Genomic DNA, 23132 nt, shown 5'->3' on the forward strand with positions numbered 1-23132 from the left:
TATCAGGAAGAAGTACCCTCCACCCGCTCAAGGCGAATCAAGCTGTTCTAAAAAAAGTAGACGACCAGACCGAACCCAGCCGATCGCCTACCTCATGATATATTTCCTAATTCAAATAATCCGTCATCAAATCTTGATCCACTATTCGGTTTATGGATTCAAGGTCACCGAGACATTGTCGATATTCATGGTTACGCTGCAACCTGCAACGGCACCACAAACCGTTTCGATCAAAATCGAAACCCCGTCTGAAACATCGGTACCCCCTGGAATCGTATAGGAGCCTGTATAGGTCGTCCAAGATCCACCAAGAACCGGTCCGGGTGACAATACTTCGGTAAAGGTGACCCCTCCTGGGCTTTCACCGAAAAGGATCACATTGACCGCAGCTCCGGGCTGCATGATCGATCCGATATGATCGAATTGGATCTGCACGGTATCGCCTGCCGCAACGGTTCCGGCCCCGATACGTTCTTGTTTGAAGGCTGGGTTGCCGCCGGTATCCCCTACGGTCAATCTACCTGACCACATACCGCCATTGCTGAGCGAGTTGTCAATGGTTGCAGTCCCTCCGTTTTGGAAGAGCATCCAACCTGTATCATCACCAGTTTCAAAGTCTCCGTTCGTTGCTATTCCGCTGCTTCCGGATCCTCCTCCAGAACCGCCGCCACTATCAATGACCAATGAAACGTCATCGATATTGACCAAACCGGCTTCGCCGTTCACATCGAAGAGTACCCTTGAGGTGGCATCACCGAATCCGTTGGCCGTTAAGGTCAACATGTAGGTGGCACGGGTCGCCGTGATGTTTACGGTTTCGGAGTTGTTTGAGAAATCACCGCCGCTCAAACCGATTCCGGCGATGATACCTCTATTCGTATCAGACCAAGCATCGAAGGTCAACACATAGGTTTCGTTGGGGATGATCTCCAATTTTTGACTCAAGTTCACCGCAAAAGGTGCCCCTGGATCCGGACTAGTGATATTGACCGAATAGAAGGAATTTCCATTTTCGGTTACCACGGGTGCCGGATTGTTGTCATCCACCCCTTGGATCCAAGGTGCCGCCCCGTTTTCGAAATCACCATTGGTCAACAGACCGTCATCAAAAGCAGCTTCAACGATGACCGTACGGGTCACCTGTGCAGCAGCGTTACCAGCCGCGTCACTTACGTCATAGGTAATCGTATACGTAGCTGCGGTATTGGTATCCACCATATCACCACCAACGACGATATTGGCCGAGATGTCTCCGTCGACATCATCGGTAGCCGTTGCCCCTGGATCGGTAAAACTATCACCGACCGTTAGATTGACTGTGGCATCACCGTTCAAGGTAATTACCGGTGCTACGGTATCGCCGGATCCGCCACCACCATCAATGACCAAGGAAACATTATCGATATTGACCAAACCGGCCTCTCCATTCACGTCGAAGAGTACCCTTGAAGTGGCATCACCAAATCCATTGGCCGTCAAGGTCAACATATAAGTGGCTCTCGTGTCGGTAATATTCACGGTTTCAGAAGTGTTCGAGAAATCGCCACCGCTCAAACCGATACCGGCGATGATACTTCTATTGGTATCAGACCAAGCATCGAAGGTCAACATATAGGTTTCGTTCGGAATGATCTCCAGTTTTTGACTCAAGTTCACCGCAAAAGGTGCTCCTGGGTCTGGGCTAGTGATATTGACCGAATAGAAGGAATTTCCATTTTCAGTGACCACGGGTGCCGGGCTGTTGTCATCGACCCCTTGGATCCATGGTGCGGCCCCGTTTTCAAAATCACCATTGGTGAGGAGACCATCGTCAAAAGCAGCTTCGACGTTGACCGTACGGGTCACCTGAGCAGCGGCGTTGCCAGCTGCGTCACTCACATCATAGGTAATGGTATAGGTGCCCGCCGTGTCGGTATCTACGGTGTCACCACCAACAACGATATTGGCCGAAATGTCACCATCGACATCATCGGTAGCAGTTGCTCCAGGATCGGTAAAGGTATCTCCGACGGTCAAGTTGATCGTGGCATCCCCATTCAGGGTGATTACCGGTGCTACGGTATCACCGCCCCCGGTATTGCCCAAGACCAACGAAACGTTGTCGATATTAACAATCCCGATTTCCGCTCCTGAATCAAAGAGTACCCTGGCATCAGGGGCTCCGAAACCTGCAGCGGTCAAGACCGCGGTGTAGGTTTGTCTTTCAGTGGTAATGGCTATGGTTTCCGTAGTGTTCGAAAAATCACCACCGCTCAAGCCGATACCCGCGATGACCGAACGCGAAACATTCGACCATGCATCAAAGGTCAGCGTATAGGTTTCCCCTTGTACGATCTCCAATTTCTGGCTCAAGTTCACATCGAAAGCGTTGCCTGCTGCCATCACATCGACCGAATAGAACGTATTGCCATTTTCGCTCCCTAATGGGGCAGGATTGTTGTCATCGACGCCTTGGATCCAAGGTGCCGCTCCGTTCTCGAAGTCACCGTTGGTCAATAGTCCGCTATCGAACCCTCCGGTATTGTCATCAACGACCAACGAAACATTGTCGATGGTCACCAAACCTGTTTCAGCCCCCATATCGAATAGGATCCTGCTATTGGCACCACCGAAATCGGCAGCCGATAACTGCAAGCTAAAGGTCTGGGTTTCGGTAGTCAGGTTTACCGACTGGCTGTCATTGGTAAAAGGTGCTTCGTTCAATCCGATACCTGCAAGCATGGTACGCGCTACGTCCGAAGAGGCGTCAAAGGTCAAGATATAATTGGTTCCTTGTACGATCTCAACGACTTGGCTCAAATTGACGTCGAATGGATTCCCGGCGGTTTCCACATTCACTTGGTTGAAACTGTTGCCGTTTTCGGTCACGACGTTAAGGCCGTTTCCAATCCATCCTTCACCACCGTTTTCAAAATCCCCGTTGGTCAAAAGACCATCATCAAATCCGGGATCAGCGGTAGCCACTTGTTCCACATCATCGATATAGAAGGTACCAGCGGTAGTTCCAGGCCCATCGACGAACAAGGTCAATCGGGCAAAGCTGGCATCGGAAGTAAAGTCAAAGCTGATCAACTCCCATCCGGTTCCTCCATGGGCAGTCGAAACCTCGACATCGGCACCGGTACCGGCTTCCAATTTCATCAAGACATCGACGGCGGTTTCAGACCAAAAGTTCATTTGAACCGTTTTGTCCTCGCTTAAATCAAGGGGTGCACCTAGGTCAAAGAAAATACCCTCAAAGGCTGCACCGCTATTGGTGATCTCACCCACTTGCGATTCGACGTTGTTGGACCCCCCAGGCGCTGGGTTGGCCACAACCGCAAAGGCGGCACCACCGAAAATGGTGGCATCATAACTGACCTGTGCATTATCAAAGGTAATCGGTAAAGCCACCTGTTCTGGAATCGAGATCGTGATTTGATCTTCGAACACATCGGTCGCCCCGGCCACGTTGGACGCGGTCAAAGTCACCGTAAACGTACCGTTCTCGAATATTTTGATCGGGCTGATCTCGGTCGAGGTGGTTCCATCGCCGAAATCCCAGGCGAACGAATCGGCATTTTCGGAAATGTTCAAAAACCGAACGGTTCCCGTATTCTCGACTATGGTCTGTGTAAAGCCGGAAACAACGGCCGGCAACACATTGCCCTCATCGTCTTCTTCACATCCTAAAAAGGAAATCAACAGGACCAGTAGTCCTATAATCTTGGTTTTTTTCAATAAAAATTTCATTGTATCGTGGAGTTAGTTAGTTTCAGTTTACATTGTCGTTCTCATATACCCTTACGTAGTCTACGATCATGGTTTGGGGAAACTGGGTCTCGCTGTTCGGTGACCCTACGAAAGATCCCCCAACGGCAAGGTTCATTAGAATAAAGAAGGGTTTGTCAAAGACCCAAGGTCCGGTCACATCTTCAGGGGTAATCTGGTTGTACAGGACATCGTCGACGTAAAAGTTGACAAAATCAGGTCCCCATTCGATTCCGAATATGTGGAATCCGGTGTCGAAGCGGTCGTTTTCCAAGGTGTATTCCTTTGAAATGGCGTTGCCTCCATTATACCCTGGTCCGTGGACACTACCGATCAATACGGTCGGGTTTTGACCCCGATATTCCATGATATCGATTTCACCGGCCGCTGGCCAAGGATTCTCATCGATATCAGCACCCAACATCCAAAATGCCGGCCAAATTCCTTGGCCGAATGGCAAACGGATCCGCGCTTCGAAACGGCCATACTGTTGTTCAAAAAGATCTTTGGTCAACAAACGCGCCGAAGTATAGGCAGAACCCTCGAAGTCTTCTTCTTGGGCTGTGATCAAAAGCACCCCGTTTTCAACGGTGACGTTTTCGGTTCGATCCGTATAATACTGCAATTCATTGTTACCCCAGCCGTTGACACCGGTACCGATATCATAGGTCCAGATCGAACTGTTGGGTGCCCCTTCGGTATCGAATTCATCTTGCATTACCAAAGTGGTGAAATTCGCAACCGTTTGTTGGTCGTCTTCCTCGCAGGCCATGGGTACCAATAACAGCATCCCTAAAACCGCGATATTTCGAGCGATCTTCCGGAAAGCGAAGAAGCGCTTTTTATTCAATTGATTTTCTAATCGGTTCATCTTCAATTTCGTTTTCTTGTTCATATTATTTTTTATTCCCTGTAGAAATAGATGTTATCGACAAGGATATCTGAAATGGAACCGGAGACAAATACGATTTGTGCCAGGTTGGCTCCATTAGGACCTCCACTAAAGGCCCCACCTGTTGCCGGGCCCGTAAAACTGGCAATCGGTATATCAAAACCGACCCAGCTATTGGTAGCCAAATCCGATCCATTGACCGTAGCTGATCCAGCACTGTCATCACCACCGAAATCAAAGGTTTGGTTGCCTCCGAAATCAACGAGTTCAATAACAAGGTTATCACCTCCTTGGAGCAATTCGCTCACTTGGATATCGACATGGATATGCGTCATCTGGGTAATATCGACCGTTGGGTTGGTAAATTCGGTCGCTACGAAATCCAAATTGGTGTATTGTAGGATGTTGATCCCATCACCAATAGTTAAGGCTCCACCCTCGGTAGACTGGCCGTCAAAAAAGCCGTTGAAGAAGTTCACCGGAACATTGGCATAACTATCACTGAAAATCGAGATGACGTTCGCTGGGTCACGAGTCGGTGCCGGAGCTGCGACGAACTCCCCTTGTGATTCAATGGTCAAGGAACCTTGGGCCCTTACACCGGCCAATTGTGCCGATATCTCGGCGGTTCCCGCCCCTACGATGGAAACAACGCCCAATTCACTGACGATCGCTACGCTCTCATCACTTGAACTGAATTGAAAATATGCCGGCGCTGGTTCAACGGTTTGGTTTTCACCTGAAGCCAAGTTGAACGTCTGACTCAATCCGGTTACCGTAATGCTCGATCCGATAAACGAGGTCTCGACGCGATCCTCACCATTGAAAATGGAAGGTTGTGCTTGGGCGACATTGCCCAATTTCTCGAATTGTACCTCATCGAAGAACAGGACATAACCGCCTTCATCACCCTCGAAAGAGGCCCCTTCAGCCAACCAGAACAACCCCAATTCACTAGTCAAATTGGTGGATTCCGGAATCGGAATCACATATTTCTCCCAACGGGTACTGACGTTCAGTCCATTGACCGTTGTAATGTAACGGTTTCCGGTCCCTTCATTGATCCCGAAACCGATCGAATTAATACTGGCCGCTTGTGACGCCTTGGCATAAAAGGTCAGGGCATCGAAACCGGAAAGGTCGCGCAAGGCCGTAGTGTTGAAAGTCGCCCCAACGAAACCGTTACCAAAGGCCGGTACATCGAAACGCATGGAGGCATCGCCTAAAAAGACTTCATCGGTTTCAACGCTGAAGGCTTCGGGATCGGCTCCCGCTCCAACGAAGGGGAAATAATCCAATCCTGCTGAGAAGGCGTCCAAGAATACATCCCCATTTGGTGGGAAGGTGGCGAATTCCACATCATCTGAAAAGTCCCGTTCACATGCTGAGAATACCAAAACCCCCAGTGATAAGAAAAAGACCGCTAATACTCTGATATTATTATAATTCTTCATAACGCAATTTTTTATTTCCCGATATTGATGTGTACATATGTCATGATCTCCCACTCGTTTCCGTTATCGAAACCGACCGGACTGATGGTCGGCTCGTTGGAGAACGGAGCCGCAGCGTTCGGCAAATACCTTGGTGAGAATTCGTTCAAAGACCTCCACGTTCCGCGGATCCCGATTTGGGTACTTGGTAAAATGAACCAATCCGGTTTGCCCAAGGTGGTCGAAATATCCAACATCAACTGAACCGGGAAGGTCAAGTTGAAGTCACGGTGGTAATCATACGGCCCCCAATCATTGATCTTTTGTTGGTACCGCAGTTTGAAGTTCTTATAGATCATTCGGATATCGCCTCCGAATCGCTTGATCAAGCGATCGGAATCCCCGTTACCCTGACCGTTTCCATAGTAAAAGTTACCGATGAGGCCGAAATCAGGACCGATCTTCGATACCATTCTCGAATGCACTTCCCATAAGTCTTGGGCTGGTGCTGAGGTCGGGAATGCGAAAAAGGTACGATTGGCCAAGAAACCGATATGCGCATCCATTGTGGTCGGCAAGTGACGGTAGACAAAACCAAGGTTCATCGCGAACTTGGCGTCTTCGGCACGATCGTTGTCCCATTCGTACATCCAAGTACCCGGAGTGGGATCATACGTAATCAAAAGCTCCCCTGCCGTAGTCTCCCTATTGGCCCTAACGGCGAATGGATCATCGATGATGTTACGAAGTCGCCCAGGACCTTGTACATCTTGTGGCATGGCATCCACGATGGGCTTTTGCCACATGAAGTTCGGCGCGATCTGGAATTTTCCGGTAGCGTAAGTGAATCCGGATAGGACATTGACCACGTTGCCGCTTCCGGTGTCCTTTAATCTCCATCCGGTAAAGGTCAAGGTCTGATCGGCACCACCATTGGCGATAAGTCCCATAGCAGCGGTTTGTCCGTACCAATTGAACCTTCCACCTTCATAGGTGATCTTCGCTTTACCCCCCCAGTTATCACTGGATTGGATGCGGTCTTCGAATACGGTATAATTACCCGGGGTTCCGGTAACGTCTTGGAAGGAAATCCCATTCAGGGGGCTTCCAGACCAAATACCTCCAAGTTCCACACCGAATTTTCCGAATTCCCTTTCAATAACCAACGCGGCCCTTTCGGTCGGCCATGGTGGAATCACACCACTACGGACTTGGTTGATATCGAGAACCCGTCTTCCGTTCTCATCCAACACGACATCGGTTTCGAAATCGCGGTGGTAGATACCGGTAATGTCGAACTTACCGAAATGTCTTTTATACTTGAAAAGCATGGTTGGGTTCGCACCCCACCATAGTTGTGGCCCCACAGCCACTTTCAATCCTTTCAACGGACCTTTTCCGTCGATTTCGGCCCCAAGGATCTCACCATTATAAATGTCGAGGTTCGGGCCGTAGTTGGCCTCTGGGTAAAAGCCGAAGAAATCGCCTTCATACCCCCAGTGGTAGTGGCCTGTACGATAAAAACCTCTGATATCGAACTCCTTTGCCCTCCATTCGAACTCGGCTTGATAGACCCGAATCCGGTTGACATCCTGGACCAATACATTGCCTTGGTCGGTGTTGACTTCCAAAGGCCTTGAATTGTTCTCGTAGAAAATCTCGTTGATCGGGTTCTGTGCGACGTTACCGACAACGTTGAAATTCACTTCGGCCCGCATGTTCGAGGCCGGATTCCCTTCTATTCCGATGAAATAAGATTCCATATGATCGAACCCGAGTTGGTTCGGAAAGGTATTCGGATCGTCGGGGTCAGCGGTATCAGGGGTGGTAATCAAACTACCTCCGGTATTGAAGGTGGCAAATTTCGCTTGAAGGTTACTGATTCGTAGTAGTTTTCCTTGCTCTCCGTTCAAAGCGGCCTTATCACCTCGTGCTTGAAGCTCGGCGGCCATCAAGTTGATGTTGTTGAAATGATTGGAGATGAAATCAAGGTCGACCCCTTGTGTGTAGGGATTCAACTGGTGGGCATCTTTCAAGGCGTAGTATGCAGCACGAGGATAGAGCTGGTATAAACCTCGGGAATCGGTCTGCCCTTTGGCACAGATCCCGAACCATTCTTCGTTCATGTTGTTCGCACCTTCATAGGCAAGGTCCAAGGTATACCCCCCACCGTTCCAAGTGGCTTCGGTCTGTTGGGTATCGGCATCCTTACGTTTGTCGAAACCGGCTTTCCACCAGCCATCTGAAAACTGGAAAGTGAATCCACCGATCGAATTGTTGGCTTTGCCCATTCCGGCGGCATTCTCATAAATTTCCTTCCAGTTGTTGACCATATAATAGGCCTGCATTTTCTGGTCTTCGGCATTTTTGACGGCATTATAGGAATCAGCCCCGAATTCAGTGAACATGATAGGCTTGTTCAGCTTCTCCTTGACCACTTCGAACATATCACCGAAAGAAACCCCGCGGTAGGTGTTGGTTCCATAGATATCGACATCTTTACACTCATCGGCGATGATATCGATGAACAGTACGTCACCATTACAGATGGCCACAGGATGGGAATCATCCAAAGCCTTGATTCTTTTGGTGGCCTCGTTCATCAAGCGATACATCGGACGCCCCCGCAATTCGCCAACGGCATCGATTTTTTCCTGGCCATCAGGAAAATCCTCCGTTTCGGCACCGGCCCAAAACAAACCGTAGTTGTTTTCATTCCCCAACAGGTACATCAATAAACCGGGAGTGTTCTTATACTCCTTGACCAAGGCCTCCACTTCCGAAAGCAAATACTCTTGCGTTCGCGGATCGTTATAATCGGTCACCGGCGTCCATACTCCATCGAGTGTCAACCCGTACCGTCCGAAAGAATCATTGAGCATGGTATAAATACCGTAATTCTCATAGATGTAACGGATCCAGCGAGCGGGCACCCCGGTGTACTGTCGGATCACATTCACGTTCATGTTCTTGAGCAGCGACATTTCCGTATCAAGGCCTGCCTTGATGATATCGTCTGACTTTTTCCAGAAACCGGCGTTTACCGTATTGGTACCAATAGGTATGTAATCCCAGTTCATACCATTGATCATAAACTCTTGACCGTTTACGACCAACTTGGGTCCTTGCCCTTCATCTACGACGGCGACTTTGTCGGCCTGTGCTTGCAAACCGGTCGCGAAGAACAAGAGCAATACGCCCAGTAAAATTCTTTTCATAATAGTTCAGTTAAAGTTTGAATTCAGTTGAAGAAGGCTTTCGGCACTTCCATCAAGGTTAAACATATCTTAAAAAATTAGGAATTCCTTAAAATCCACCTCAACAAAAAACATACATGGCAAAAAAAACCGGTCAATTTTATCAAATCATCAAAACGATTGATTGCCAGATAGTTATAATTGGCATGTTCAATATGGAAAGGCTCAGTTTCACCTCATGTTGTGGTAATGTTGAGGTGTTTTCGGAAAAGTGTTAAGTTCTTAGAGCTTCAAAATGTAGTCGACAAGGTTGTGATCGTGCGAAAGATCCATTTTTTTTCGCAAGCGGTACCGTTTTATCTCCACACTGCGCGCTGAAATGTTCAAAAGAGGGGCGATTTCCTTAGACGACAAATTGAGTCTGAGATACGCACATAATCGGATATCATTCGGTGATAAGTTCGGATGTGACTTTTTCAACTTTTTCAAGAACTTTCGATCGGCATTGTTGAACGCCTCCTTGAATAATTCCCAATCGTCGTTCTTGTTTAGATTCTTATCTATAATATCGATGATGGGTCTGGTAAAGTCTTTTCGTTCGCCACCGGAGACCAATTCGTTCTTCACTTGGGTCAGTAATTCGTTTTTGCGGATGATACTCAAAGTGGAGGCGGCAAGTTCATTGCTTTTGCTACGGAATTCTTTGCGCAGTTGTTCGTTTTTGATCTTGATGATCTCCTTTTCATTTTGAGCTTTGGCCAACTCCATTTTGCGCTCGTTCATTTCAATCAACTTGCGCTGCCTTCTTCGGTAATACTTGCGATATGAGCTATGCACTGCGAATGAAAACAGGATACCAAGCACCACATACCCTAAAATGGCCATGTTCGAATACTGCCAAGGCTTGTTGATGGTAAAGGTATAGGAAGCCGTATTTGCGGAAACCTGGTCCCCTATTTTAGCCCTGACGTCAAAGGTATATTCCCCATGTGGTAGGTTCTCGAAGGTCGCCGAAGCCTCTTCAGACCAGTCGCTCCAATTCAAATAGTATCCTTCAAGCCGATATTGGTATTTGGTCGGTTCGTAATTATTATAATTCGGGGTATAAAAGGAAATTTTCAGATTGTTCTTATCAAAGGCAAAGCTGCCTTCTTCATCGAGTGCCACATCGATCATCGGGTCGGCCGACTGTTCCCTGGATAACTGGCGGATTCCTCCGATACGTACCTCTACTTGCTTTTCTTCCAATTTATCGAGATCCAGCGTAATGTATCCGAAACTGGTACCCAAGAGATAGGTATTCCCTTCAAGAAGGGCGATGCTTTCATAGCCGATGACCCCATCCCTGGCGTTTTCATGCAAGGGTATTTTTTCAATTATAAAACCGTCGTTGAATTTGGCCGGTGCGATCCGGTTCAAATAGTTCCGTGAAAACACCCACAGGTTATCATTCTCGCCATCGACCACCATTTTTCCCGATACGTAATCGCCCTCGGTATAGGCGGTACTTAATACACTATCACGAACGAAGCCGGCACTAGTGGTATCGTACCTCATTATCCCCAGTCGGTGCGCATAATACAGTGTATTGCCGAATCTCGCGATCCCCGAATTGAAACCCGGCTCTAGCCAATCCACTTTCACATCAAGGGCAGCGTTAAAATCGGCATCGACCTTGATTTCAAAAACCCCTTTGTACTCGTGGTTGACGAATACCACCGTGCCCAAAACCTCGAAATACCGGGCCGAATTATCGAATCCTTCGATTTTGTTGCGGACCTTCCATTGCCCCCCTTGAGATTCAAGTATGTACAGGCCTTGGTAATTTCCTTGTAAAATAAGGTCGTTTCGATCGGGGATCGTCCCAATTTTCCACGTACCGGGAATGTTGGCGATTTTGGTCGCCCGACCCGCTGAAATGGTGTAGGTTCCTGTATGGTGTCCACAAAAAAGGGTCCCATCGATGTTGTTAAGCGACCATACCTGACCTTGGGTACCGGGAATCAATCGAAACCTTGGAGCTTCATCCAGTTTTTTATAGAACAGGCCTTGATTAGTCCCTAAATAAAGGTATTCCCCAACTTTTGCCGAGGCGTAAACACTACCGATCGCCCCACTATTGTCATTGTACACCTTAAAATGCGAACCGGGATCTACGTAGCCGATCCCATTATCCAACCCTAACCAAACCTTGGAGTCCATATCCTCGAAAACCGACAGCACCGTATTATTTCGCAATCCTTTGGTTTGATCGATGCGGTTCTTGAACCGGCCTTCACCGTCAAGGATCAAAAAGCCTCCCGATACGGTACCCAACGCGAAATCGGAATTCCGTAACCGAATCCCGCTGTAGATACTATTGCGGTCCAAGATGGAATCGGCAGGTATGTTCCATCGTTGCAAATCGCCATCTTTCAGGGTAAAAAATCCTTGATGACGGGTCAAGATCAACACACCATCGGCTATGTCGAATACATTGATGATCTCATCTTCTTTGAGCGGAGTCCCTTCATGAATCAAGACCTTGCTCCCTCCCTCGAACCGAAACAGGCCTTGGCCGGCAACTTGAAAGACGATACCGAGCTGCGTTTCGAAGATTCGTGGTAGCGAACTATCGGCAGGAACGAAACTTAGCGCTCCTGAGGCCTCATCAAAGACATAGATGCGTTTTTTGGATTGGAAAAGGACCTTTCCTTCGGCATTGATAATGTGCCAAAATTCCTCGTCTTCCAACAATTGTTCTTTACTGTTTTTTGAAAGGGACGTATACTCCAGATTGCCATCCCCATTCATTTCCCAATACCCAAACTCCATGTAGCAACCGGTATAGATTTTCGAGCCGATAACCATGACCGATCGCATGATCGTTTCATTCGGTGAGGGAAACAAGGCCCATTCGGCCCCATTATATTGGAGCAACCCATTGTTGTTCGCGACATAGATCAGTTTGCCAGGGGCTTGTGAGATGGCCCAATTTTGGTTCTCGGCACCGTATTCGGACGGGGCATAATTGTGAAGAGGTGGAATTTCCTGCGCTACGGTCACCTGCGCTAGCAAAAGCAAAATCAGGGGGAAATACTTCAACATACGGAGTTCAAAATCTTAAGGCATAGGGCGCTTCAGGGAGAAAGGACCTCCGATCATACGATCTCGGCACTCAAACCTGCCTGCAACAACCGGGTACAACGGGGTTTCAAGTCATCGTACTCCCCGGTCTTTACCGTACACTTGCCCTTATAATGCACGATCAAAGAGCATTGTTCGGCCTGTTCAGGGGTATGTTCACAAACATCGATCAGTGTGGTGATGACGTGATCGAAGGTGTTCACGTCATCATTGAAGAGCACGATTTCGTTTTGCTTTACGACTTCCTCTTCGACAAGTAATTCTTCGGAATATTTTTCCTGAATACCCATGGTACAGCTCCTATACGTTTCTAAAATACATATTTTGCCGCTACCCAATCGTTCTTTTCCATTTTTTTTCGGAATTCCCCACCCAGGTTTTGGCACAGGGAATTGAGGTCTACGACATCGTTTTCGTAAAATCCGCTCAGCAATAGCATTCCTGGCCGTTCCATGTGTTCGATATAGGTGGGTATGTCTTGGAGTAAGATGTTTTTATTGATATTGGCCAGAATGATATCATAGCGTGATTGCGAGAGGGTCGAAGCATCCCCTTGATATACCTTGATTTTCTTGCAAGCGTTTCGCTCGACATTTTCCAGGGCGTTTTCATAGCTCCAAGCATCAATGTCAATGGCGTCGACGGTTTGTGCGCCGCGCATTTCGGCCATAATCGCCAAAACCCCGGTTCCGGTGCCCATATCAAGCACGCGTTTGCCTAAAAAATCGATTTCGAGCATTTGGGCCAACATCATAAAGGTGGTTTCGTGATGGCCGGTGCCGAAACTCATCTTGGGCATGATCACGATTTCAAATCGCTTTCCGAAGGATCCATGAAACGGGGCCCTGACCGTACACGAATCACCGACGTGGATCGGTTCGAATTGCTTCTCCCATTCGGCGTTCCAATTTTGTTGCTGGATGGTTTTCCTGCTCCACTGGAGTTTGAACCCGGAATTTTCAAATATGGGCAAGGCATCGAATCGGGCGACATCGAATTGCGGTTCCGTGATATAAGCCAATAAGCCCTCTTCGTTCTCTACGAAACTTTCGAACCCGATCTCGGCCAAGTGGGCTATAACAATGCCCGTAGTCGGTTCAACGGGATCCAATTGAAATCGAAATTCAAGGTAATCCAACAGCTCAGTGATTTAAGTTGGGGTCAAATGGCCCTGATGATGGCCACGAAATCGTCGCACTTCAAAGAAGCACCACCGATCAAGCCGCCGTCAACATCGGGTTTCGAGAATATCTCTTTCGCATTGCCCGGTTTCACCGAACCGCCATATAAAATGGTGACTTTTTCGGCCACTTCGGTTGAAACGCCAGCGGCAATGGTCTTTCTGATAAAGGCATGCATTTCTTGTGCTTGTTCCGGACTTGCGGTTTCACCCGTACCAATGGCCCATACCGGTTCGTAAGCCAAAACGATGTGCGACCAGGCCTCCGGGGCCAAATCGAACAAGCCGTTTTTCAATTGCGATTCGACGATTTGGAAATGGTTTCCTGATTGTCGGTCTTCCAACTCTTCCCCGAAACAGAAAATAACCTTCATTGATTTCGCAACGGCGGCTTGTACTTTTTGGGCGAGCAATGCATCGGTTTCCCCAAAATGCGAACGGCGTTCGGAATGCCCCAAAATCACCGTATCTACCCCGATATCTAGGAGCATATCCGCTGAAATTTCACCGGTAAAGGCGCCATTTTCGGCAAAATGCATGTTTTGGGCAGCCACTTGTATTACCGAACCCTCCAGACTTTTGACACTTTGCGAAAGATTGACAAAAGTGGGAGCCACAATGACCTCAGCCTCGGTATCGGGCAGCTTGGCGGCCAATTCGGAAAGCAAGGCTTCGGTTTGGGCAAGATTCTTGTTCATTTTCCAATTTCCTGCGACAATTTGGGTTCTCATAGTATTGTTGTTAGTTTTTTGTTTCTGGTATCAATCGGTTGATTTCTTCTATGGTATAGGCCTTGAATTCGAAATCCTCACCAAAGATCCGCTTCGCATTGGCAATGACGTCATCATCGAATCCGGCTTGCTCTCGTAGGATGTTCACTGAATCCATATTCGCTATGGGCCAAATGAAGTCGATCGCTTTCGGGGAGCCGATATAATAACTCGACCCTTGGGTACCATAACGTTGCGGTTTGTTCTGCCCCATCAAATACCGATCCAACATCATGGCGTACAAGCGATACGGAAGTTCTCCCGCTTCAGCGGCCTGCTCCATCAGCCCAAGGTACTCTGGAATGCGATTCGAATGTTGGATGACATACCAAGCAGCAATCCCTGCCCTTTTCCCGACCATACTTTTTCCTGGATACCCATATCGGGCCATGATATCGGCAATGAAGGCCATATTGGAGCTGTCAATTTCCATTTGCAGACCCCAATCGTCCATCGATGGGTTCTTCCGGTACTTTTGGTCGAGTTCCAAAATACTGTCCAATTGCTTTTTGAGGGCGAGGTCAAAGTATATCCCATTTTCAGGGGTTTCGAATTTCAAAGATCCGAAATCATTGAAGTGTTCTTTCTGCGCGATCGTCCCTTTGTTTACCACCAAAATGGCCGGATTCGAACGGACGATAGTCTTAAGGGTCGTCTCATCGGTGAAATAAAACTCGAAGTTCAAGTCGTATTCCCCAACAATGGCGGAACCCAGCTCGGCACTTGAGGCCGACATGCCGATGACCTTATATCCATTGCGGATGGCAGCATCGGTTTGGGTTTTGACCGTTTCGAAAGCGGCGAGATCGCTTTTTGCCAGGTCATAGGCAATGACCATAACCAAGCGTTCTTCGGCCATGAATTCGGTCGTAAAATCCTGTCCTTCCTGTTCTATGGTAAAATCGTGTATCGGTGGCTCATAGCCTTTTTGGATTTCTTCAGTCTCCACACCGACGAACTCCCCCTCGACCGTTGGGTAGTCACCGTTGGTCACCACGACCTTTTCGCCTTCGGGAGTATTGAACTTCCATGCGTATTCATAAATAGGTTTTGGCGCGTCTTCGGGCACCACCATACCTTGCTCGATATTGGCCCCGATCTTATAAGGCCTGAAATCCTTAACCGGCAAATGGTTCAATACATGATAGCCGAATGCCACACAGGCTATCAAAGCGATGCCGTGAAGCACCCAACCCACCTTTGCTGAAAACAGCGGTTTGATATGTTTGATTCCTAATACCAATATGACGATCAACACAAGTAAAATCACGTCTTTGGTAAAAGATTCCCAGGGGGTCAACTTGACCGCATCGCCAAAACACCCACAATCGGTCACTTTGTTGAAGTAGGCCGAATACCAGGTCAGAAAGGTGAAAAAGACAATCATGCCCAAAAGGCTCCAAACGGTTAGCTTGGGTTTGAAACCGGTCAACAACATGATGCCCAACAGCACTTCAACGATCACCAACACCAAGGCGATGGCCAATGCCAACGGCATCAAAAAAGGAAGATCGAGAACGCCTTGGCCAAAGTATTCCTCAAGTTTAAAGGAGAAACCGACCGGGTCGTTCAATTTGATGAGTCCACTGATGATGAAAAGGACTCCCACAACGACTCTTGAAAATGCGACTAGGTATTTCATTAGGCCTCACTTAAATGTATCAATGCAAAAACGGCGTAGTTGATGATGTCTTGGTAGTTGGCGTCAATACCTTCGCTCACGAGGGTTGCCCCTTCATTGTCTTCGATCTGTTTGACGCGAAGCAACTTCTGCAAAATCAAGTCGGTTAGTGAGCTAACACGCATATCACGCCATGCCTCGCCGTAATCATGATTTTTGTCGAGCATTAGGGTTTTGGTTTCCAACACCTTGGCATCATAGTGCCTTAAAGCTTCCTCAGCAGACAAATCGGCCTGTTCGGCAATACCCAATTCAATTTGGACCAAAGCCATGACCGCATAGTTGACGATCCCTATGAATTCGGATTGCTCTCCTTCATCGACCTTATGTACTTCATTTTCCTGAAGACCACGTATGCGCTGTGCTTTGATGAACAGCTGATCGGTCAAAGAAGGCAACCTTAATATCCGCCATGCCGTACCGTAATCGATGGTCTTCTTTTTGAAGAGCTCGCGACACGAATGGATGACCGCATCATATTGGCTTGAGGTTTGCTGCATAAACTGCTTGAATTGTTATAATTTCGACACCGATAGTCGGTTTTTGCCACAGGGCCAAAGATAACGAAACCGAACAAAGCACCTCGGCTTTATGACCATAAACTGCAACGGACTTCTAATCGATCTTTCAACACCCAAAGTCATGGGAATCGTCAACGTTACACCGGATTCCTTTTACGATGGGGGAAGGCTGAAAGATGCCTTGGATGTGCTCCGTCAAGTAGAAACCATGTTGAACGAAGGAGCGACATTCATCGATGTAGGTGGATACAGCTCACGCCCAAATGCCCAAGAGGTATCCATAGCGGAAGAACTTCGAAGGGTTTTGCCGATTACGGAAGCACTATACCGTGAATTTCCCGGAATCTTGCTCTCCATAGATACCTTCAGAAGTACCGTGGCCGAGGCCGTCTTGGAGGCCGGAGCCGCGATGATCAATGATATTTCGGCCGGCCATCTTGATCCCGGCATGCTGGAGACCATCGCCGCCCATCAGGTGCCGTACATCATGATGCATATGCGCGGTACCCCCCAGACCATGCAGCAACAAACGGATTACGGAGACCTTGAGCAGGACATCATCCACTACTTTTCAGAACGTTTGCGCAAGATCGAGGCCTTGAAGATCAATGATGTCATTCTCGACCCTGGATTCGGTTTTTCGAAGACTACAGCGCAAAATTTTCAACTCTTGAACCATTTTGATGTGTTCCAGCATTTGGGCCGCCCCCTATTGGTCGGTCTGAGCAGAAAATCGATGATATACAAAACGCTGGATATCGCTTCTGAACACGCCTTGAACGGTACTACGGCACTACACATGATCGCTTTGACCAAAGGGGCTTCCATTTTGAGGGCCCATGATGTGAAAGAGGCCATGGAATGTGTTCGTTTACATGCCTGCCTGGTTCCGCCACATGATCCGGAACACTAACCCTATTTTTTTTACTTTTACAAAAACACGGCCTTTGGATTTCCTCAACTTTCTTGAATTCAAGATCACCGATATCATCGATATCATTTTGGTGGCCGTATTGCTCTATTACATTTACAAACTGGTCAAAGGCACCGTGGCCATCAATATTTTCATAGGTATCGTCATGGTCTGGGCCCTTTGGAAGCTTACTGAATTGCTGCAAATGAAAATGATCAGCAGCGTGGTCGGAGGCTTTATGAACATCGGTCTGATCGCCTTGATCATCGTTTTCCAGCAAGAAATCCGTAAGTTCCTCTTGATGATCGGATCGACCAATTTCGCGTCGAAACGCAATTTCATCAAGCATTTCAAGTTCTTGAGACAAGAAGGGATGCCCACCGATACCGATATTGATGCCATCGTTTCAGCCTGTGAAAAAATGGGCATCAGTAAAACCGGGGCGATCATCGTCATTGAACGCAATAATAGCCTTGATTTCATTAAGTCAAGTGGTGACAAAATGAACATTGAGATCACCCAACCGATCATCGAAAGTATTTTTTACAAAAACAGTCCCCTACATGATGGGGCGGCCATCGTTCAAGACAATTACATCACGGCAACACGGGTCATCTTACCGGTTTCTAACGAACGCACCATACCCCTCCGTTTTGGTCTCAGGCATCGCGCGGCCGTCGGCATCACTGAAAAGACCGATGCGATCTGTTTGGTGGTGAGTGAAGAGACCGGACTGATCTCTTACATCAAAAATGGGGAATTCGTTTTGTACAAAAGCCTCGAAGAATTGAACCAAATGCTTAAAAAAGACCTTGCTTAATGGAATGTAAGACTTGTGGCAGCAGCCTTCGATCCGATTTCAGTTATTGCCCAAACTGCGGGGCGAAGATCATACGAAACCGTTTGACCTTAAAAAACGTCTGGCAAGACTTGACGTTTCAGGTGTTCAATTTGGACAATACCCTCTTCAAGACCATCAGACACCTCATCACGAAACCAGAAGCGGTCGTTGAAAGCTATATCCAAGGGGCGCGAAAAAAATACATGAACCCGATCAGTTTTTTCGCGATCGCGATTACCCTTTCGGGACTGTTGTTTTTTCTCTTGCGCAACGTATACCATGTCAACTTACTGGAAAACAGTTTGAGCGATGCGAAAACCCCCAACATGGAATTCGTTTTTGATTATCAGGGCATTATGGCGTATCTCATTACACCGATTTATGCCTTGATCACCTGGCTCTTGTTCATCGATATCAAAAAATTGAATTATACGGAACATTTGGTGGCCAATGCCTTTACTACAGGGCAGGTTTCTTTCTTCCAATTCTTGGTGTCGGTACCCTTATTCGGTTTTTTCAACGTCAAATACGATATTTTTAATTGGCTGTTTATCGTAGTTTCGGTCATCTACCAATTCTATGTGTTCGGCAGGATCCATAAAACCGGATTCATGAGTACCTTCTTCCGGGGTTTGGGGTATTTGTTCCTTATGGTCTTTGTAATGGTACTTATCGGAATAGTATTGATCCTTGTGGGCTTACTGACAGGAGCCCTGAGCCTACAGGATTTCGCACCTCCGAAATAAACCTTGCTAGGCCACCTCTTCGGCCATGAATTGCGCCTCATAAAGGTCACTGTAGTAACCGTCCTTGGCCAACAATTCGGTATGGCTGCCCACTTCCACGATCTTACCGGCGTCCATGACAATGATCTTATCCGCCTTTTTGATCGTCGCCAAGCGATGTGCGATGATGATCGAAGTACGTCCTTCGGTGATCTTGGCCGTAGCCTGTTGAATCAACTGCTCTGAATAGGTATCGACCGATGAAGTGGCTTCATCAAGCACCAAAATACTCGGTTGGCTAACATAGGCCCGTAAAAAAGCGATGAGTTGTCGTTGGCCGCTAGACAGCATGGTACCCCGTTCCTTTACATTGTATTGATAGCCATTGGGCAGACTGGAGATGAATTCGTGCACCCCGATTTCCTTGGCGGCCTCTTCGATTCGCGATTCGCTTACCGAACTTTCTTGCAGTGAGATGTTGTTCGCAATGGTATCGGCAAACAGAAAGACGTCTTGCAAAACCACCGCGATATGGGAGCGCAAGGATCGCAAGGTAAATTCCTTGATATCGATTCCATCAATTCGGATGTTGCCCGAATCGATCTCATAAAAACGGTTGAGCAAATTGATGATGGTTGACTTGCCCGCACCCGTCGCCCCAACGATGGCCACGGTTTCACCGGCATTGACCTCGAAGGAAATTCCATGCAATACCGGCTCTTCAGGGATATAACTGAAATGAACTTCTTCAAAAGCCAGGGTCCCTTTGATCGTTTCCTGTTCCAATGACCCGGTATCGGGGATATGGCTATCCGTATCCAAAATGGTAAAGACCCGGTTTGCGGCCACCATACCCATTTGCAGCGTATTGAATTTATCGGCGATTTGGCGAAGCGGACGAAACAACAAATCCATCAGAAAAAAGAAAGCGAATATCGATCCGGTATCGTTCAAGCCGACATCGTTGATGTTTTGTATGACCCCGAAATACACGACCAAGCCGATTCCGATGGAATAGGAAATTTCAGCGATCGGGAAGAAAATCGAATTGTACCAAACGGTTTTGAGCCATGCGTTCTGGTGTTTCTCGTTGATTTCCCTGAACTTTTCCTTTTCAATGGCTTCCCGATTGAATAGCTGCACCACTTTCATACCCGCAATCCGTTCCTGTACAAAGGAATTCAAATTAGCGACTTGGGTGCGCACTTCGACAAAGGCTACTTTCATAGCGCGTTGGAACAAGCGGGTGGCGATCAAAATAATCGGAAGGATGGCAAAAACGATCAAGGCCAATTTCCAATTGATGACGATCATCACCCCAGCCCCGGCCAACATTTTCAAAAGGTCGGAAACGATTACGAAAAACCCTTGGCTGAATATCTCACCGATCCGTTGCATATCGGCAACGGCGCGGGTCACCAAGACCCCAATGGACGAATTGTCGAAATAGGTCATCTTGAAGGCCATCATTTTTTCGAACAACTTGACGCGTAAATCCTTAATGACCGATTCACCCAACAAATTCGCGAAGTAATTGAAGGTCAACTGACACAACACCTGACCGAAAAGCACCGCCGCCATGATCCAAACGGTGACGGTCAATAGATCGAGATCACGTTCGGTCAAGGCTTTGTTGATGATCTCACGGACCAACACGGGCGTCAACACGGCAAAAGCGGCTAGAAAAATCGCAACGAAAGCCACCAACCAAAAGATCTTTCGATAGGGTTTGGTGTAGCGGAATACCCGTGTGAACAGCTTGAAGTCAAACGCTTTGCCTATTTCTTTTTCCTCACTCATTCAAATATGGTTTCTGGATATCGCACGTCTGTTAAATATAAGCCTTTTGCGGGCACGGAGGCCCCTGCTTGGCCACGGTCTTTGCTTTCAATGATCGATCGGACGGCTTCGACCTCGATTTTCCCCAATCCGACTTCCAAGAGCGAACCGACGATGGCGCGGACCATATTGCGTAAAAACCGATCGGCCTTGATGGTGAATACCAAAAGTCCGTTCTTAAACTCCCATTCGGCGTGACGTACCGAACAGATAAAGGTCTTTACATCGGTATTCGATTTGGAAAAACACTCGAAATCGTCATATTCCAGGAGCAATGCCGCCGCTTGATTCATCGCATCCACATCCAAAGGGCGGTGGATCACATGGGCGTGATCGGTAAAGAAAGGATCTTTGCCCAGGCTGATCCAATATTCGTAAGTACGTTCAACCGCATCGAACCGGGCATGGGCCCCTTCGTTCATTTTTCGAAGCGCTTGTACGGCGATATCCTCAGGCAAAAGGGCATTGAGTCGATGGATCAAGTGATCATGGTCAGCTATGGTACTATGGTCGAAATGGGCATACATGCACTTTGCGTGCACCCCGGCATCGGTACGACCCGCCCCTACGATGGCGATTTCGGTACGCAACAAGGTGCCAAGAGCCGTTTCAAGTACCTGCTGCACCGAAATGGCATTGGGTTGGTTTTGCCAGCCGTGGTAGGCTTTTCCGAAATACGAAAGCTGGATGAAATATCTCAAGCGAATCAGCTATTTTTGAGTTTCTAAAGATACTTTAAAGCGCAACAACGCCTTGCGAAACCAGACATTTTAGGAAATTTTTAGCGTAGTGACGAAAATCCTTTTGCTTTCCGACACCCATGGCCATATCGATAACGCCATACTCAAATACGTAGCCTTGGCCGATGAGGTTTGGCATGCTGGCGACATCGGGGATCTTTCGGTCACCGATCGTATTTTGGCCGAGGGAAAACCGCTAAAAGCGGTCTATGGCAACATCGATGACCATCGTGTTCAAATGGAATTCCCGGAACACCAACGCTTTTTTTGCGAATCCGTTGATGTTTGGATCACCCATATCGGGGGGTACCCTCCAAAATACAACGGACGGACCCGCGCCGAAATCAAAAACAACCCGCCCCAACTCTTCATCTGCGGACACTCGCACATTCTTAAGGTAATGAACGACAAGGCCCTTGACCTGCTGCATATGAACCCCGGGGCCTGTGGCAAGCAAGGGTTCCATCGCATACGTACCATGCTTCGGTTCACCATAGACGGGAAAAAAATAGATAATTTAGAGGTCGTAGAGCTCGGAACACGATAATGCAACGCACGAACAACATCTTTTTTAGGGTGGCCCTAATGGCCTTTTTTTGGTCGGGTTTATCACTTTGGGGTCAGGAAACCGGGGCTTCAATCATCGTATTGGGCACGGTACAGGATGCCGGCAGTCCACATGTCGGGTGTGAAAAAAGCTGCTGCAGTTCGTTGTTCGAAACACCCGATACCACGCGCAAAGTGGTGTCTTTAGGCCTTTATAATTCCGCCCAGGGCAAAACCTATCTCTTTGATGCGACTCCCGACCTACCCGAACAACTGCGCATGTTGCGCACCAAAAGTGCGGTACCCCATGAAGTCCCTGACGGCATATTTTTGACCCATGCCCATATCGGCCATTATTCAGGCCTCATGTATTTTGGGAGGGAAGCCCTAGGGGCTAAAGGTGCCCCGGTATATGCCATGCCCAAAATGGCGGCTTTTTTAACGAACAATGGCCCATGGGACCAGCTGGTGAAATTGGGCAATATCGCACTTAGACCATTGCGGAACGAAACAACGGTATCCCTTGGCCCGGGACTGGAGGTGACCCCCTTTTTGGTACCCCATCGTGACGAATATTCCGAAACGGTCGGATTCAAGATCAGCGGCCCGAACAAAACGGCACTTTTCATTCCTGATATCGATAAGTGGGGCAAATGGGACAAGCAGATCATCGCTGAAATCGCCAAGGTCGATTTTGCGTTTTTGGACGCGACCTTTTACGATGGCGAAGAAATCAACCATCGTGATATCTCTGAGATTCCCCATCCTTTCGTCATTGAAAGCATGGCCCTGTTCGAACAACTATCGCCTGAAGAACGGGCCAAGATCCATTTCATCCACCTAAACCACACCAACCCCTTGTTGGACGCCAATAGCGAAGCCTCGCGGACCGTCAGGGAGAAGGGGTTTCAAGTAGCCCGATTCGGAGATCGTTTCCATTTATAATGTAAAAGCCCCGATGTTTCCATCGGGGCTTTA

Annotated in this window: 17 protein-coding genes; 5 read left to right on the top strand and 12 right to left on the bottom strand. The window is 48.0% G+C overall.

All coding sequences use genetic code 11. The annotated features are described in order from the left end of the window. Window positions 1-150 precede the first annotated feature (150 nt). The 10 genes from ABV409_RS12410 to ABV409_RS12455 all read right to left on the bottom strand — a co-directional run bounded on the left by ABV409_RS12410 (window position 151) and on the right by ABV409_RS12455 (window position 16529). On the bottom strand, window positions 151-3732 hold the full coding sequence (locus tag ABV409_RS12410; protein ID WP_353877911.1) for an immunoglobulin-like domain-containing protein: 3582 nt from the start codon (window positions 3730-3732) through the stop codon (window positions 151-153). A 22-nt stretch (window positions 3733-3754) separates the two neighbouring features. Then, window positions 3755-4621 (bottom strand): glycoside hydrolase family 16 protein, encoded by an 867-nt coding sequence (locus ABV409_RS12415; RefSeq protein WP_353877912.1) that lies wholly within the window; start codon window positions 4619-4621, stop codon window positions 3755-3757. A gap of 32 nt (window positions 4622-4653) precedes the next feature. After that, a complete protein-coding gene (locus ABV409_RS12420) occupies window positions 4654-6096 on the bottom strand; it encodes a carbohydrate-binding protein (protein WP_353877913.1) in 1443 nt (480 codons plus the stop codon). 11 nt (window positions 6097-6107) lie between these two features. After that, on the bottom strand, window positions 6108-9293 hold the full coding sequence (locus tag ABV409_RS12425; protein WP_353877914.1) for a glycoside hydrolase family 2 TIM barrel-domain containing protein: 3186 nt from the start codon (window positions 9291-9293) through the stop codon (window positions 6108-6110). A 261-nt stretch (window positions 9294-9554) separates the two neighbouring features. Next, a complete protein-coding gene (locus ABV409_RS12430) occupies window positions 9555-12359 on the bottom strand; it encodes a helix-turn-helix and ligand-binding sensor domain-containing protein (protein WP_353877915.1) in 2805 nt (934 codons plus the stop codon). Window positions 12360-12412: 53 nt separating this feature from the next. Further along, a complete protein-coding gene (locus ABV409_RS12435) occupies window positions 12413-12688 on the bottom strand; it encodes an ATP-dependent Clp protease adaptor ClpS (RefSeq protein WP_353877916.1) in 276 nt (91 codons plus the stop codon). Between the two features lie 20 nt (window positions 12689-12708). Beyond that, window positions 12709-13536, bottom strand: coding sequence for a 50S ribosomal protein L11 methyltransferase (gene prmA, locus ABV409_RS12440; protein WP_353877917.1), 828 nt, complete (start codon window positions 13534-13536; stop codon window positions 12709-12711). A gap of 23 nt (window positions 13537-13559) precedes the next feature. Beyond that, a complete protein-coding gene (gene tpiA / locus ABV409_RS12445) occupies window positions 13560-14309 on the bottom strand; it encodes a triose-phosphate isomerase (protein ID WP_353877918.1) in 750 nt (249 codons plus the stop codon). A 10-nt stretch (window positions 14310-14319) separates the two neighbouring features. Next, window positions 14320-15990 (bottom strand): BT_3928 family protein, encoded by a 1671-nt coding sequence (locus ABV409_RS12450; protein ID WP_353877919.1) that lies wholly within the window; start codon window positions 15988-15990, stop codon window positions 14320-14322. After that, window positions 15990-16529: a DUF1599 domain-containing protein gene (locus ABV409_RS12455; protein ID WP_353877920.1), complete on the bottom strand. Its 540-nt coding sequence runs from the start codon at window positions 16527-16529 to the stop codon at window positions 15990-15992. The genes ABV409_RS12450 and ABV409_RS12455 overlap by 1 nt, the downstream gene beginning before the upstream one ends. Window positions 16530-16620: 91 nt before the next feature. Between ABV409_RS12455 and folP the strand changes: the two genes are divergently transcribed. Genes folP through ABV409_RS12470 form a run of 3 tightly spaced genes read left to right on the top strand, consistent with a single transcriptional unit; the run spans window position 16621 to window position 19050 of the window. Further along, on the top strand, window positions 16621-17463 hold the full coding sequence (folP, locus tag ABV409_RS12460) for a dihydropteroate synthase (protein ID WP_353877921.1): 843 nt from the start codon (window positions 16621-16623) through the stop codon (window positions 17461-17463). Between the two features lie 34 nt (window positions 17464-17497). Further along, the gene (gene cdaA / locus ABV409_RS12465; RefSeq protein ID WP_353877922.1) at window positions 17498-18283 is read left to right on the top strand and encodes a diadenylate cyclase CdaA; all 786 of its coding nucleotides are present in this window, start codon (window positions 17498-17500) and stop codon (window positions 18281-18283) included. Continuing rightward, the gene (locus tag ABV409_RS12470) at window positions 18283-19050 is read left to right on the top strand and encodes a DUF3667 domain-containing protein (protein WP_353877923.1); all 768 of its coding nucleotides are present in this window, start codon (window positions 18283-18285) and stop codon (window positions 19048-19050) included. The genes cdaA and ABV409_RS12470 overlap by 1 nt, the downstream gene beginning before the upstream one ends. Window positions 19051-19056: 6 nt before the next feature. On the opposite strand, the gene ABV409_RS12475 is transcribed toward ABV409_RS12470, so the two are convergent. Together ABV409_RS12475 and truA are read right to left on the bottom strand one after the other, a co-directional pair. After that, window positions 19057-20829 (bottom strand): ABC transporter ATP-binding protein, encoded by a 1773-nt coding sequence (locus ABV409_RS12475; RefSeq protein ID WP_353877924.1) that lies wholly within the window; start codon window positions 20827-20829, stop codon window positions 19057-19059. Then, the gene (truA, locus tag ABV409_RS12480; protein WP_353877925.1) at window positions 20826-21569 is read right to left on the bottom strand and encodes a tRNA pseudouridine(38-40) synthase TruA; all 744 of its coding nucleotides are present in this window, start codon (window positions 21567-21569) and stop codon (window positions 20826-20828) included. The genes ABV409_RS12475 and truA overlap by 4 nt, the downstream gene beginning before the upstream one ends. Before the next feature lie 88 nt (window positions 21570-21657). On the opposite strand from truA, the gene ABV409_RS12485 reads away from it, so the two are divergent. Continuing rightward, window positions 21658-22155 carry a metallophosphoesterase family protein gene (locus tag ABV409_RS12485; protein WP_353877926.1) on the top strand — a complete coding sequence of 166 codons (498 nt, stop codon included), beginning with the start codon at window positions 21658-21660 and terminating at the stop codon, window positions 22153-22155. After that, window positions 22155-23099, top strand: coding sequence for an MBL fold metallo-hydrolase (locus ABV409_RS12490; protein WP_353877927.1), 945 nt, complete (start codon window positions 22155-22157; stop codon window positions 23097-23099). Before ABV409_RS12485 ends, ABV409_RS12490 begins: the two co-directional genes overlap by 1 nt. Window positions 23100-23132 lie beyond the last annotated feature (33 nt).

The organism is Flagellimonas algarum (assembly GCF_040513375.1).
Taxonomy (GTDB): Bacteria; Bacteroidota; Bacteroidia; order Flavobacteriales; family Flavobacteriaceae; genus Flagellimonas_B; species Flagellimonas_B algarum.